This window comes from Armatimonas sp. (assembly GCF_964826245.1).
In genome coordinates, this window is the sequence record NZ_CBAYMC010000123.1 from 1 (window position 1) to 12,991 (window position 12,991).

General features: G+C 57.0%; 12 protein-coding genes. 9 read left to right on the forward strand and 3 right to left on the reverse strand.

Annotated elements, in window-relative coordinates; translation table 11 throughout:
• Positions 1-217: 217 nt before the first annotated feature.
• Both AC1XOS_RS12840 and AC1XOS_RS12845 read right to left on the reverse strand, forming a co-directional pair.
• Positions 218-1,291, reverse strand: a complete 1,074-nt coding sequence (locus AC1XOS_RS12840) for a stalk domain-containing protein (RefSeq protein ID WP_481962618.1) — start codon at positions 1,289-1,291, stop codon at positions 218-220.
• Positions 1,291-1,686, reverse strand: coding sequence for a CsbD family protein (locus tag AC1XOS_RS12845; RefSeq protein WP_481962619.1), 396 nt, complete (start codon positions 1,684-1,686; stop codon positions 1,291-1,293). Before AC1XOS_RS12845 ends, AC1XOS_RS12840 begins: the two co-directional genes overlap by 1 nt.
• A 448-nt stretch (positions 1,687-2,134) precedes the next feature.
• Here AC1XOS_RS12845 and AC1XOS_RS12850 point away from each other — a divergent pair, with 448 nt between their 5' ends.
• From AC1XOS_RS12850 to AC1XOS_RS12865, 4 genes are all read left to right on the forward strand, one after another.
• Positions 2,135-3,220 carry a multiheme c-type cytochrome gene (locus tag AC1XOS_RS12850; RefSeq protein ID WP_481962620.1) on the forward strand — a complete coding sequence of 362 codons (1,086 nt, stop codon included), beginning with the start codon at positions 2,135-2,137 and terminating at the stop codon, positions 3,218-3,220.
• 190 nt (positions 3,221-3,410) lie between these two features.
• Complete coding sequence (locus tag AC1XOS_RS12855) at positions 3,411-4,235, forward strand: DUF1559 family PulG-like putative transporter (protein WP_481962621.1); 825 nt, start codon at positions 3,411-3,413, stop codon at positions 4,233-4,235.
• Between the two features lie 87 nt (positions 4,236-4,322).
• Positions 4,323-4,568, forward strand: coding sequence for a hypothetical protein (locus tag AC1XOS_RS12860; RefSeq protein WP_481962622.1), 246 nt, complete (start codon positions 4,323-4,325; stop codon positions 4,566-4,568).
• 33 nt (positions 4,569-4,601) lie between these two features.
• A complete protein-coding gene (locus tag AC1XOS_RS12865; protein WP_481962623.1) occupies positions 4,602-6,293 on the forward strand; it encodes a tetratricopeptide repeat protein in 1,692 nt (563 codons plus the stop codon).
• On the opposite strand, the gene AC1XOS_RS12870 is transcribed toward AC1XOS_RS12865, so the two are convergent.
• Positions 6,290-7,927 carry a CRTAC1 family protein gene (locus AC1XOS_RS12870; RefSeq protein ID WP_481962624.1) on the reverse strand — a complete coding sequence of 546 codons (1,638 nt, stop codon included), beginning with the start codon at positions 7,925-7,927 and terminating at the stop codon, positions 6,290-6,292. The genes AC1XOS_RS12865 and AC1XOS_RS12870 overlap by 4 nt on opposite strands.
• 90 nt (positions 7,928-8,017) lie before the next feature.
• Between AC1XOS_RS12870 and AC1XOS_RS12875 the strand changes: the two genes are divergently transcribed.
• From AC1XOS_RS12875 to AC1XOS_RS12895, 5 genes are all read left to right on the forward strand, one after another.
• Positions 8,018-9,826: an ABC transporter ATP-binding protein gene (locus AC1XOS_RS12875; RefSeq protein ID WP_481962625.1), complete on the forward strand. Its 1,809-nt coding sequence runs from the start codon at positions 8,018-8,020 to the stop codon at positions 9,824-9,826.
• A gap of 3 nt (positions 9,827-9,829) precedes the next feature.
• The gene (locus AC1XOS_RS12880; RefSeq protein WP_481962626.1) at positions 9,830-10,333 is read left to right on the forward strand and encodes a Uma2 family endonuclease; all 504 of its coding nucleotides are present in this window, start codon (positions 9,830-9,832) and stop codon (positions 10,331-10,333) included.
• Between the two features lie 9 nt (positions 10,334-10,342).
• Positions 10,343-11,308, forward strand: a complete 966-nt coding sequence (locus AC1XOS_RS12885; protein ID WP_481962627.1) for a glycosyltransferase family 9 protein — start codon at positions 10,343-10,345, stop codon at positions 11,306-11,308.
• Positions 11,305-12,204, forward strand: a complete 900-nt coding sequence (locus tag AC1XOS_RS12890; RefSeq protein ID WP_481962628.1) for a nucleoside hydrolase — start codon at positions 11,305-11,307, stop codon at positions 12,202-12,204. The genes AC1XOS_RS12885 and AC1XOS_RS12890 overlap by 4 nt, the downstream gene beginning before the upstream one ends.
• Positions 12,205-12,241: 37 nt before the next feature.
• A partial coding sequence (locus AC1XOS_RS12895; protein ID WP_481962629.1) for a serine hydrolase domain-containing protein occupies positions 12,242-12,991 on the forward strand: 750 nt, incomplete at its 3' end.

Genomic DNA, 12,991 nt, shown 5'->3' on the forward strand with positions numbered 1-12,991 from the left:
CCGTTTTCTCCAGCTTCTGGAACCGATTTGTGGATCTAGTCTTCTCTCGTTCCTTAACGGGGCTCTGGAGTACGATTCGAGTGAAGATGCTTCACTACACGCTCTGCAAGGCAGGAATTTTGCAACCGCTCAACCCATGACTGGAGTTAGGCTATGATCCGCATGTAGCTGGCTCAGAAGGGTATAAACTTCAATCGCCTATTTTTTCCATTAACGTCTAACGTCGTTTTGTGGTCAGGATCGCAGTGCGGCTATCGGCATCCCAGACCGTGGTGCCACCCGTGACGATATTGAGAAACGGGAGGGGAGCGAAGACCGTGTCCTCACGTAGCTCGCAGGCGACCGGGAGCCAGTAGCGCCGCCCGTCCATCACGGCGACACGGCTGTTGATGTCCATACGAAGCGAGCCGTTTCGTGCGGTGAGGATGTGATTGGATCGGTTGTAGCGGTAGCTAAAATTCGCCGCCTGAGACACCGAGTCCAGAGGCATCATGACCTGGCCGCTACGCATAAAAGGCTTTGCGGAACCAAAAGTGACTTCTTTTCCATCGATGAACATTCCAATATCTTGATACGTATTTTTGTAGGTCTCGTTGTTGGAGTAACGAGCATCGCTGATGGTCTGGACGGAGGCTTTGTCGGAGCGGTGCCAGTCCCCCTGCGCTTGATTCGACTGAAATGTCAGGCCACGATCCAAGCGAATCCCAAACTCGGTGCCGGATTTCAAGTTGACATCGCCGGTCTTTGGCTTGTTCGCAAACTCATTGAAGAGATAGCCCGCCCCCGCACCCAAGATCGTGCTGAGCAGAGCATCTTTCTTGGCCAGAGCCCCGATCAGCAGGCCGCTGCCCGCTCCAATTCCGATGAACTTATTCCGATCCGTGCCTTTGTCGCCCGTTGCAGTCAGCCTGCCATCCGATGCCGTTGTGGTCTTGCCATTGAGCGCGATCAGGGAACCCGAGAGAGCGCGGCTCTGGCCGCCCGGAGTTACCATCCACCGGAAATCAAGATCCAGAACGCCCGGCTTGCCGTCTGAGAAGCGCTGAACCTCACGAATCACGCCTTCGATTCGGGTGCCCTGTGGCATTCCCGCATCCTCATTGCCATAGCGAACGGTCGCCGAGAACTTCTCTCCGGTGTGGGCGGTCTTGCTGCTCAGGTCTTTATCGAGAAAGACGGGAATCACGGCGCCGGACTCAAGACGGACCTGCCGGGTCTGTGCGTGAGCCTGTGGGGAAGAGAGAGCAAGCGGCGCGATCAGTGCGCCGACGAGTAAAAGTGTTGTTTTCATTATACGATCTTCTTTGCCGCTTCTGCGGCCTGATGGAGAGCTTCGGCAGCATCGTCCATAGCGTCTTGTGTCTCTTCTTTTAGTGCGCCGAGTGTGTGCTGCGCCTTGCCATCCGCCCGGTGAACAATCCCACGGGCTTGGGTCTCACGGTTTCCCAGGAGCTCGCCAACGCGCTCCTCAACTTTGCCCAGCATCTCTTTGGCGGTGCCACTGACTTTATCGGTGGTTCCAGCCCCAACCGTGTTATCAAGAGTAGACTCCAGCTTTTCTTTCAGTGACGTATGCGGTTGCTCATCGGCGTGCTTGACGATCTCACGGGCTTGAGCTTCGCGGCTCGTCATTACTTGGCTTGCTTTCGTTAGGTCTTTGGGGATCTCAATTACTATTTCGTTCATTGTTTTCTTCTTGATTCTCTATTTTTTCTACAAACCAGTGGAGTTTCGACGGTTGTTATAGGACTCTCACGATTTGGAGATAATGGGTAATGCTTGTTATGTTTCTCATAGTCACCACTTGACTAATGGTTCCCTGGTATTCAAAAGAATATTTATTTTGGGAACAGTATGAGCATTTGGCAATAGGAGAAATAAGCTTTTCCTCGTGGTCAGGTGCCACGCGTCCGATAGTATCGTGCGAGAGAATGGCTTCAATGCTGAAGTCTTGCTTGAGTCATTCTCGTTGTGAGTCTGCCCACTTGACGATGGCAACTTTGAATTTTTCTAAGAGATTCATGGGGTTGTCCTCCTGAGGAGATTTTCCCCCAACCGATTTCGATGCGATTCACCCGTCGCCACGAGTCACTCAATACTCTCAATCAAGACAGAGAGGTATAATCGGTTAATAATGCAACGTCAGGCGGTTTTACGAAGAGCACTGGGACTAGGAATGACCTTTCTGTTGTTCCTGATGGCGGGGTGTCTAGGGGATCCAAGCCTCACTCCCGCGTCGCCAAAGCCCAAACCCACCACGGTTGTCGAAGAGTTTGTGGGCAATACTGCCTGCACGGAGTGCCACCCCGATATTGCCAAGAGCCATGCCCAGAGCTACCATGCCCTCACCCTCAATACCCTCACAGCCCATGAGCTAGGCACACGAGTTCCTCCAAAGGGAGATATCCCCAACACAGAGTTTGTGCTGAGCGAGCAAGCAAAGGGTTTTCAGGTCGCCATTCCCTCACAGACAGAGGCCACAGCAGCGCTAGATCTGGCGGTAGGCTCAGGTAAGACGGGGGTGACCTATGTGGCTTTTCTAGAGGATGGCCAGATGGCGGAGTTCCGAATGAGCTACTTTCCCCTGAAGAAGAGATGGTACATCACCCCAGGGCAGGAGAAACTAGCAGCCAGCTCGCTAGGGAAAGTCCACCCCATTTCTAATGCTCAGAAATGCATGCTCTGCCACGCTGTGACAGTTCCTGAAGCGGGTGGCAAGCCAGAGAAGCGCTTCTTTGGAGTTGGGTGTGAGTCTTGCCATGGAGCAGGAGGCGCCCATGTGCGTGCGGCTCGCACGGGGGACGAGAAGTCAGGGCGTATGGAGGCTCTGGGCAAGCTACCCGCATCACAGCTCAATGTGCGGTGCGGAAAGTGCCACGGCACGCGCGAGGATGTGGCGGTAGCCCACCTTCCTAAAGATGTTTCCAACCGGATGCAGACCTACGGGCTTATGGAGAGCAAGTGCTTCCAGAAAAGCTCTGACAAGCTCTCTTGTTTGACTTGCCACAGCCCCCACGAAAACGCGAAAACGCAGCCGGTATTTTATGAGCGGGCTTGTCTGAAGTGCCACTCACCTCAAACTCCTTTACAGAAACCCTGTCCGGTGAACCCGAAAGAGAAGTGCATTGGCTGTCACATGCCCGCTCGAAAAGCGCTGGCAGGCTCCGAGATCCCCATGACCATGGCAGACCATAAGATTCATATTCCGAAAAAAGATTAATCTTTTTTTCATACAGAGAGCTCTGAGGCATAGACGTTGCTGTCTCATTGTGGTAGGATATTCAACTGAATCGGACACGTTTTTTAAAGCGCTTTGAAGCGCTACACTCATGGATGGTCAAGCTTGCCCGGTGCTATGTTTGTGTTAGTCGGAGATCGCAACTTAACCTTGGTATTCTGAGAGGATTTAAATGACTCGTATTTCTTCCGCTAAAAAGGCATTTACGCTTATTGAGCTTCTTGTCGTGATCGCGATTATCGCGATTCTCGCCGCGATTTTGTTCCCTGTCTTTGCCCAAGCACGTGAGCGTGCTCGTGCCATCTCCTGCGTTTCTAACCTTAAGCAGATCGGTCTTGGTCTGATGATGTATGTACAAGACTACGACGAGACCCTGCCGACTCTCTTTGTCGCGAACCCTCCCATCAACGGTGGTGGTCAGGCGGTTGTGCCGTTGGAGTGTCTGCTTGAGCCGTATACCAAGAACACCGACATGTGGGCCTGTCCGAGTGTTCAGCGCAAAGCGACAAATGGCTATGGACTGGGCAACTTCTGGGACGGTCGGTTCAACACCAATGCCAAGACCCGTACCTATAGCTCTGTAGGCCGCATCAACACCCGCGAGCGTGCTGCTCAAGGAGGAGGTCAGCCCGATCCGAACACGGGTATGTCCAACTGGAACGCCAACCCAGTCGCGCTTGCCGCGATGGATGCTCCTGCGGAGACTATCGAAGTTGTAGACATCAACTCTGGTGATATCAATTACGGCTCGCCTTGGGGCTCCCTCTGGACGGGCTGTGACACCTGGAAGCTGGCGGGTCGCAGGGCAGGTCAGGATGCGGCTACCTCGGGTGGCTGTGATGGCGCCTTCGCAACGGCAGGAACTAAGGGGCATATGGAGAATGGTAACTATGTCTTTGCCGACGGCCATGTCAAGGCACTGAACTGGGGATCGGTTCGCAAGAACGACTTCTATCTGTTCAAGAATGCCAAGTCTACGACAGTCTTCACTCCGTAAAAGCGGGATATCATAGCCTACTGGGGACGCACCGCCTTTTGTGCGGTGCGTCTTTATCTTGAACCTGAACTTAAAAAGGAAACTTTCATGCCAAAAACACTTCGCCTTTCGTTGCTCCTCGCGATTCTGACGGCTGGTTTCAGCCTTGTGGGTTGCAAGAAAGATGAGCCTGTGAAAGACTCGGCAGCAACGATTGCCGCTGATGCCAGCAAGAACGCTGCGCCTGCTACCGCTCCTGCCAATATCCCCCCGCAGATGGCTGAGTCACTCAATAACCCCAATACCCCTCCTGAGGTAAAGGCTAAGATTCGTGCTCAGCTGGGCATTAAGTAGCCTCGCCTTCTGCATGCTGTCTTTACTGCCTTTATGTCTGTGACAACGAAAAAAGCCGCTCTCCATCCGCGTCTTCGCTGGCTGGGGGCGGCTCTCGCTCTTGCCCTTCTAGCGCTTGGGGCTCGCTCGGTGGTTCAAGCCAACCATGCGACTTGGCTTCGCGAAGCCTACCTGGATGAGCTGGAGCGCTATGCGCAGACTAACTCGAGCGATGGCCCTGCCCTTGTACTTCTGGCTGGACGTCTTGCGGAGATCAATCGCTTTGCCGATGCCGCAGATGTGCTCGCCAAAGCCATTCAGACCGGGATGCGTGATGAGCTACTCTGGCGAACCTGGGCCGCCTGCCTCACCGCCTCAGGGCAGCGCCCTGCGGCACGCTCTGTTCTTGGGGAAGCCCAAAAAGGCGGTGCAAGCGACACGGCAGCGATCGCCGAGGCACTCAAGCGCACCGAGGCGCTTCCGACAGGAGCTACGGATCTAGAGATTGCCAAGGCGCTCTGTCCCAATGGTCCGGGCGAGGTTACTCTACGCTACTCGCAGGGGAGCTATCTTAATAGCTATTTTGATGGTCGAGCGCGCCGGGATCGTGCACGCAGCGGCTTCTCCTACCGCGAGCGACTTGCCACAGCCAATCCCGAGCTGCTTGAGGCGCAGCTTCTTTGGTCGGAGGCGCTCCGCCGCAACGGCCGCTATCGCGAGGCAGAGCTTGCCGCTAAGAAGGCCATGACACTGGCTCCCGACTCACTTGAGGCACAGCTAGCCTATGCCGATGTCTTACTCGCCGGGGGAGCGGCAATCAAGGCCGCCCTCCAGTACCGCCAGGTTCTCGCCAAGCGCCCAGACTGGCTACCAGGCGTGATTGGGCTGGGACGGGCGGCCACAGCGCTCAAGCTGCACCGGTTGGCTCTAGAGAACTTGGAGAAGGCGAGCAAGCTTGATCCAAACAATATCGAGGTCTGGATCGCGCTGGGTAAGAGCTACTTCTACCAAGGGCTTCGCTACGATCTCTCCCTTGCCGCTTACCAAAAAGCGGCTCAGCTCGATCCCGAGCGCACAGATTTTCTGACCCCCATGGCTGACGCCTACCGGGCCAACTACAAACCTGCCGAGTCTGAGGCTCTTCTGCGCCGCCGACTCATTGCCGCTCCGCGCGATGCCCAGACCCACTACATGCTGGGCTACCACCTCACCACCCAGCAGAGCACCCCCGCACGGGCTGCCGAGGCGGAGAAGCACCTACGCCTCTCCCTCCAGCTTGAGCCCGATGTCCCTGTCGTAAAGCAAGCCCTCGCTCAGGTTCTGCTGGATAAGAACGATCCACAACAAGCTGCCGATGCCGGGATTCTTCTGACGGAGGTTCTTGAGGCCAAGCCGCGCGAGATTAGTGCCCTCCGCCTGATGGCACAGGCTTACCGTAAGATAGGAAAACCAGAGAAGGCCAAAGAAGTTCAAGAGCTGGCTACGGTGGTCTCGCGCACCGCAGATGAGATCCGCCGCCTTGTTGAGCAGGAGCTGGCTCACCCGGCAGATATCGCGATCCATGAGAAGCTGGCCAAGCTCTATCTCCAAACGGGTGAGAAAGAGAAGTCGCTTCAGCAGCAAGGCATGGTGAAGATGCTCAAGACCCACCCGGAGCAAGCGGCACGGGGCCTTCAGGCGCTCATGGATGCCACGATGCGTGAGACGGTAGACACCGCCAAAGTCCCCAACCCCAAAAAGCCTTAGTGCGGCGCTTGGCCTGGCTGAAGGGTAAGGTACTTACCGGTAGTAAACCCCTTCCAGGTCTCGCTCTTGCCAGAAGGCCACTTCACGGTGAGGCTCTCCACGGAGTCCTTCCCTAGCCCGAAGTGTACCCGTGCATCGGAGGCCGAGAGGTACGAGCCCGCGCTCTGACACTGCCGAACACGGATCTCGCCGCTGGTGAGCTTGAGGGTGAGTATGGCTCCGTAGCGCCCTCCACAGTCAAATCCTACCCAGCCCTGCGGGGCACTCTGATTATTTAAGAGGAGTGGTTTTCCCTCACTATCAACAATAAGCACGTCCATGTGCCCGTCGTTGTCGTAGTCGCCCACGGCAAGGCCACGGCCCACAATGGGGGGAAGGCTCGCGATTCCCGAGCTTGCTCCCACATCGGTGAAAACACCCTTCTGGCTGTGGAGAAGCAGGGTCTTCTGGCGGTAGGTGGTGTCCTCAATCAGCTCGATATTGTCTTGGACATGGCCATTGGTAATCATTAAATCTAGCCAACCATCGTTGTCGGCATCAAGGAACTTGCAGCCAAAGCTCACATACGGCAGCGCCGCTTGCCCAATCCCAACAGCATTGCTCTTGTCGCTAAATGCTTCGTCACCATCGTTGTGGTAGAGGTTCTTGACCTCGTTGCGAAACGTCGCCACAAACAAATCAAGCTTGCCATCGTTGTCGTAGTCCCCCCAGTCAATACCCATCCCACCGTGGACTTTCCCCTCTAAGTCGGTTGCCACACCTGCTGCCTGCCCGATATTTTCGAACTTCCCACCACCACGGGCACTAAAAAAATCGCCGGGGGCTTCGTCGTTGGCGAGGGCAATACTCGGAAATCCCTTGCCATGGATGTCTGCAAATGCCACCCCGAGTCCTCGGCCATTTTGCGTACTGAGCCCTGCCGCCTGAGTAATCTCTGTGAAGCGTTTGCCATCCCCCTGCCAGAGGGTTCCCTTCAGCCCAATATAGCGTGTTGGGCCACAAGAGCTCAGAAGCTCGCCGTGTTTCTCCGTGCGGAACTTGCACAGCTGCGGCTCGGTGGTCGGGCCAAACTCTGCGTAGTTGGCCACGTAGAGATCGAGCTTACCATCGCCATTCAGATCGGAAAACCCACACGCGGTTCCCCAGGGCTGTGGCTTAAGCCCCGAAAGTGCGGTCACATCGTTGAAGCTCTTGCCTGCCTCATTGTGAAGCAAGCGCCCCTCACGGTACCCTGAGAGATATATATCGGCGAAGCCATCGCCGTCGTAGTCACCAACCGCAACACCGAGAAAATACCCCGAGAGAGTCCCCAGCACTGTCGCACTCACATCGGTAAACTGGCCTTTCCCATCCCCACGAAAGAGACCCGGCTTAGGGCCCACTAACAGAATATCTAAGTTGCTATCACCATCGTAGTCCAGAAACGCACAGCCGTTGCCGATGGTCTGGAGAATATTTAACGGGCGCTTTCCAGGAGCCGTCCACGAAAACTTCAGACCGGCCTTCTCGGCGACTTCCACAAAACGAACAGGCGACGAGGCGGCAGGATGTGCTGTCGTAGGAGGCTGGGAGGTTTGACATCCCAGAACCAGCAAAGAAAGCAGACCCAAAAAACGGCGGCGTTTGAGATACATAGCACCTCCATTCTATCAGGGGGGATCTCATCCAGGGGAATCTCATCAGGGCTAGAAACAAAAGTTCTCTTTTTTACGATACAATCGGTCATGGGTTTTCGAATGGGAGGGCCGGGAGGGCCAGGGGGAGTACCGAAAAAGCCGAATCCGGAGACGGTAAAGCGCGTTATCGCGACGTTTGTCCCGTACCGACGGCAGCTCGCTTTGATCTGTGTGCTGGTGCTGATCTCGGCATTCTTGGGCCTATTTCCACCAGCGTATCTGCGAACCATTGTGGATGTGGGCTTTGGCAAGCAGGACTTCGGGGTCGTGACCAAGTACACGCTCCTGACGCTCCTGATGACCATCGCCTCCAGTGGCTTCTCGCTCTGGTTTGGCTGGCTCTCAGTGCTGGTGGGCCAGAAGATCATGCGTGATCTACGCCTGAACCTCTTTGACCACTTGCAGGGGATGAGCCTGCGCTTCTTTACCACGACGCGCACGGGAGAGATCCAGTCGCGCCTGATCTCCGATGTCGGCGGCGTGCAAGGCGTGCTCTCGGATACCATCGCAAACTTCCTCAACAATGTCACGATTGTCATCTCAACACTGATCTACATGATCGCGCTGGACTGGCGACTGACCCTACTGGCGCTTAGCATTCTGCCCGTCTTTGCCGTGGTCTCCGCCAAGCTCGGGATGAAGATGGGGGCGATGCGCAAGGTATCCGCCGAGCAAAACGCGGATCTCTCCGCGACAATGCAGGAGACACTCTCGGTGTCGGGTGTCTTGCTCACGAAGACCAGCGGACAACAAGTGCGGACACTGGCCAAGTTCGCCAAAGAAAACGAGGCGCTCACGGCGACGCAGATTCTCCAGTCCACGATCATGCGAATCTTCTTTAGCCTGATCCCGCTGACCTTTAGCCTCACGCCCGCGTTGGTCTTCTGGCTCGCCGGGTACTTCATGGCCCACGGCGAGTCGCAGCGCCTCACCATCGGACTGATTGTCGCTTTCACATCGCTCCAAGGCCGGCTGTTCTTCCCGCTGACGAGCCTCTTTAATGTCCAAGTCGAGGTTCTCACCGCGCTGGGGCTGTTCGAGCGCATCTTCGACTACATGAACCTCAAGCAGGAGATCCGCGACCCGGAGCCCAAAGACGCGATTGCGCTCAAATCTGAGGACGTTCGCGGCGAGGTGAGCTTTGAAGGCGTCTCGTTCGCCTACGATGACGATAAACAAACGCTTTCGGAGATTAGCTTTGTCGCCCATCCGGGCCAGCTGGTTGCCTTAGTGGGGCCTAGCGGCTCAGGCAAGACAACCATGACGTATCTCATTCCACGCCTCTACGATGCCGACTCGGGGACGGTGCGTATTGACGGCCACGAGATCAAGCGCCTGCCGCTGGCGACTCTTGGGCAGGCCATTGGCGTGGTGACGCAAGAGACCTATCTTGTCCACGACACCATCCGCGAAAATTTACGATACGGCAGGCCCGATGCCACCGATGCACAGCTCATCGAGGCCGCACAAGCCGCCGCGATCCACGACCATATCGCCTCACTCCCCGAAGGCTACGACACCGTGGTCGGGGAGCGGGGCTACAAGCTCTCCGGCGGCGAGAAGCAACGCATCGCAATTGCTCGCGCGATCCTCAAGAACCCCCAGATTCTGATTCTGGATGAAGCCACCAGCGCCCTCGACACCCAGAGCGAGCGCCTGATCCAAGACGCCCTCACGCGCCTCTCCGAAGGCCGCACCACGTTCGCCATCGCCCACCGTCTCTCCACAATTCTGGCCGCGGACCAAATTCTCGTCATGGAGGCTGGAAAGATCGTCGAGCGCGGCACCCACACCGAGCTGCTAGAGAAAAACGGGGTCTATGCCCAGCTTCACGCCGCCCAGTTCACGGTAGAATAACGCATGGACTTCTTCGAACTGGCACAGCAAGTGGAGGAGCTCTCCGGGGTAAAGTTAGAGCTGGCAGGAGGCATGACGACCTGGGAGGCATTTCCTTCTTATAAACATCAGGATCGCATAGATACCATCCGACAAACCATCCGGCGGCGCTCGGACGCGATCTATGACTGTGCCTGCAAACACCTCTCAGATGTTTACGTGAAGTTTCCCGATGGCTCGATCAAGCGCCCCGATATTGCCATTTTTTGTCGTATTCCCGATGAAGACGAGCAAGACGGCGCGGTGACACTCTTGCCGGGAGCCATCATTGAGATCATTAGCAAGCACTACGAGGATAAAGACCTCAAGGTGGGCGTGCCATTCTACCTGAGCCAGGGTATTGCCGATGTCGTGACGCTGGACATGACCACGAGCACGGTGATTCACTTCCGCCCAGGCCAGCCGGAAGAAACCCACACGTCGCCCGTCACTCTCACCTTCGCTTGCGGCTGCGAAGCCACGATCTAGCAGGCATAAATGCAGCGAATTGCCGTTGTTACCAAGCACAAGTACATGGGCGATACGCTCATTGTCACGCCGCTCCTGCGCGGGATCAAGCAAGCCTACCCCGAGAGCCATGTGACCCTAATGGCAGGTGGCGCGGCGATCCAGCTTCTCGAAAGCTGCCCCTACACCGACTCCCTTCTGGCCTACCAAAAAAGTGATGGACTTTTCGCGCTTGCCCAGAAGCTTGCCAAGCCCGACATTTGCTTTCTCGTGGACCGCTCGTTTCATGCCGCGATGCTCGGGGTGGCGTGTGGTGCCAAGCAGCGGGTCGGCTTCAATACAGAGGGGCGCGGGTTTATGCTCACGCACCGGGTCCCGTATCTCTGGGACAAGCGCGAGATTGTGGCCTATTTAGATTTGCTGCAAGCTATTGCGCCCGGAAACTACGATCACAGTCCGATTCTGTGGGTCAAAGACGACGAAAAAGCCGCCGCAAAAGCACGCTTAGCAAGTGAAGGCGAGCGCTTTATCGGGATGCAGCCCGGCGCCAACGATCCCTATGTCCGTGAGTGGAAGGCCGAGCACTACGCACTTGTCGGGGATCGGTTGAGTGAGAAGTATGGGGCGCGGGTTGTTCTCTTTGGTACCGACATGGAGCGCAAGGCAGCCGAGGCCGTCGAGGCCGCAATGCGCCACAAGCCCTTGATGCTCGCCGGGAAGACCAAGCTCCGTGAGGCGATGGCTCTGATCTCCTGCTGCGACTTATGGATCGGCAACGACGGTGGCTTGCTACACTTAGCCGCCGGTGTCGGGCTGTCTACGGTGGGAATCTTTGGCCCGACCAAGTTCGCCCGCTGGCACTACGACGGCCCACGCCACCGGAGCCTTGTCTCCCCCCTCGCCGAGGGAGTAAAGCCCACCGACGATGCTATCCGTGCGGCACTAGACACCATCACACCCGATCAGGTAGAACAAGCCGCACGGGAGCTCCTATGACTTCGATTATCTTTGACACCGACATGGGCAACGATGTGGACGATGCCCTCGCCCTTGCGGTCCTGCACAGCTTGCAGTCGCGCGGGGCATGTAAAATTCTCGCGGTCACCCTCACTCGCGTCGATCCCTGGTCTGCCCGCTTTACGGATGCGGTCAATACGTTCTATGGCCGCCCCGAGATTCCCATCGGGGTCAAGCGCGACGGCAAGCCCGGCGACCCGAGCACCTATCTCAAGGTGGCGGAGAAGTTCCCCCACCGCATCAACCCGGACCGTGCCCTGGATGCCGTGGACTTGATCCGCAAGACCCTCCAAGCCCAGCCCGATGGCTCTGTGGCGATTGCCCAAGTCGGCTTTTTCTCCAATCTCGCCAAGCTCCTCGACGATCCCAAAGACCGCGACTTAGTTCTCAAGAAAGTTAAAGTGCTCTCGATCATGGCGGGTGCGTTCGCAACTGTTGAGAGTAATAACCACTTCTGCGAGTACAATGTCACCCAAGACATTCCCGCCGCACAGAAGCTCGCCAAAGACTGGCCGACCTCCATTATCTGGGGAGGCTTCGAGATCGGCAACGCCCTGCGCTACCCGGTCAAGAGCATCGAGCAGGATTTTTCTTATGTCCCCACCCACCCGATCCCGCTGGCCTACAGAGCCTACTGCCAGCCCGGCGAGGAGCGCCCCTGCTGGGACCTGGCCAGCTGCCTCTACGCCGCCCAGCCCGATCGCGACTTCTTCGCCCTCTCGCCCCACGGCCAAGTCACGGTGGAAAACGATGGTTTCACGCGCTTCACGCCCAAGAACAATGGACGGGATCGGTTCCTGATCTTAGACCCCATGCGCCGCGCAAGAGTGTTAGAAGCCCTCGTCCAGCTCACCAGCCAGCCACCACAAAAATGATCGATGAGTCGGGGCCTGAAAGTCCCCGGAGAATAGAATGAAACAAACCTCTCTTCAAGCTGCACTGCAGCACTGGCAGGAGTCCGCCTCTTTTCCCGGCGCAAGCCTTGGCATCGTGCGCGGCGATGAAGCGCCGCAGGGGCTGGTGATCGGCTGGGCGGACAAGGAGCGCAAAGTCGCGATGAAGCCCACGGACCGGATGCTCCAGGGAAGTGTCGGCAAGACCTATGTCGCGGCGGTCGCGCTCCAGCTCGTGCAAGAGAAGAAGCTCGCCCTCGATGAGAAGCTCTCGGTCTACCTGGGGAAAGAGCCCTGGTTTTCACGCCTGCCCAACGCCACCGAGATTACCATCCGCCAGCTCATGCGCCATACCAGCGGGCTGGTGCGCTTCGAGTTCAAAGACGAGTTTGTCCGCGACCTGCTCGCGCACCCCGATAAGGTCTGGAAGCCCGAGGAGCGGTTAGCCTATATTTTTGACACCAAAGCCCCCTTCGCCGCCGGCCAGGGCTGGGAGTACTCCGATACCAACTTTATCGTGCTAGGCATGGTGATCGAGCACATCACGCGGTCGCGCTACTACGACGAAGCCAAGAAGCGGCTCCTGAAGCCCTTCCAGCTCAAAGACACCCTCCCCTCGGACCGCCGCCGGATTCCCCGCCTGGTGCAGGGCTACGCCGGAAAAGACAATCCCTTCGGAGGCTCCGATACCATGCTCAAAGATGGTCAGCTTGCCTTCAATCCGCAAGTAGAGTGGTGTGGCGGCGGGATGGCATCCACCGCCAAGGAC

Excerpts from the sequence above, each read along its gene's own strand:
- AC1XOS_RS12840 (WP_481962618.1), bottom strand. The coding sequence starts at position 1,291 with ATGAAAACAACACTTTTACTCGTCGGCGCACTGATCGCGCCGCTTGCT.
- AC1XOS_RS12845 (WP_481962619.1), bottom strand. The coding sequence starts at position 1,686 with ATGAACGAAATAGTAATTGAGATCCCCAAAGACCTAACGAAAGCAAGC.
- AC1XOS_RS12850 (WP_481962620.1), top strand. The coding sequence starts at position 2,135 with ATGCAACGTCAGGCGGTTTTACGAAGAGCACTGGGACTAGGAATGACC.
- AC1XOS_RS12855 (WP_481962621.1), top strand. The coding sequence starts at position 3,411 with ATGACTCGTATTTCTTCCGCTAAAAAGGCATTTACGCTTATTGAGCTT.
- AC1XOS_RS12860 (WP_481962622.1), top strand. The coding sequence starts at position 4,323 with ATGCCAAAAACACTTCGCCTTTCGTTGCTCCTCGCGATTCTGACGGCT.
- AC1XOS_RS12865 (WP_481962623.1), top strand. The coding sequence starts at position 4,602 with ATGTCTGTGACAACGAAAAAAGCCGCTCTCCATCCGCGTCTTCGCTGG.
- AC1XOS_RS12870 (WP_481962624.1), bottom strand. The coding sequence starts at position 7,927 with ATGTATCTCAAACGCCGCCGTTTTTTGGGTCTGCTTTCTTTGCTGGTT.
- AC1XOS_RS12875 (WP_481962625.1), top strand. The coding sequence starts at position 8,018 with ATGGGTTTTCGAATGGGAGGGCCGGGAGGGCCAGGGGGAGTACCGAAA.
- AC1XOS_RS12880 (WP_481962626.1), top strand. The coding sequence starts at position 9,830 with ATGGACTTCTTCGAACTGGCACAGCAAGTGGAGGAGCTCTCCGGGGTA.
- AC1XOS_RS12885 (WP_481962627.1), top strand. The coding sequence starts at position 10,343 with ATGCAGCGAATTGCCGTTGTTACCAAGCACAAGTACATGGGCGATACG.
- AC1XOS_RS12890 (WP_481962628.1), top strand. The coding sequence starts at position 11,305 with ATGACTTCGATTATCTTTGACACCGACATGGGCAACGATGTGGACGAT.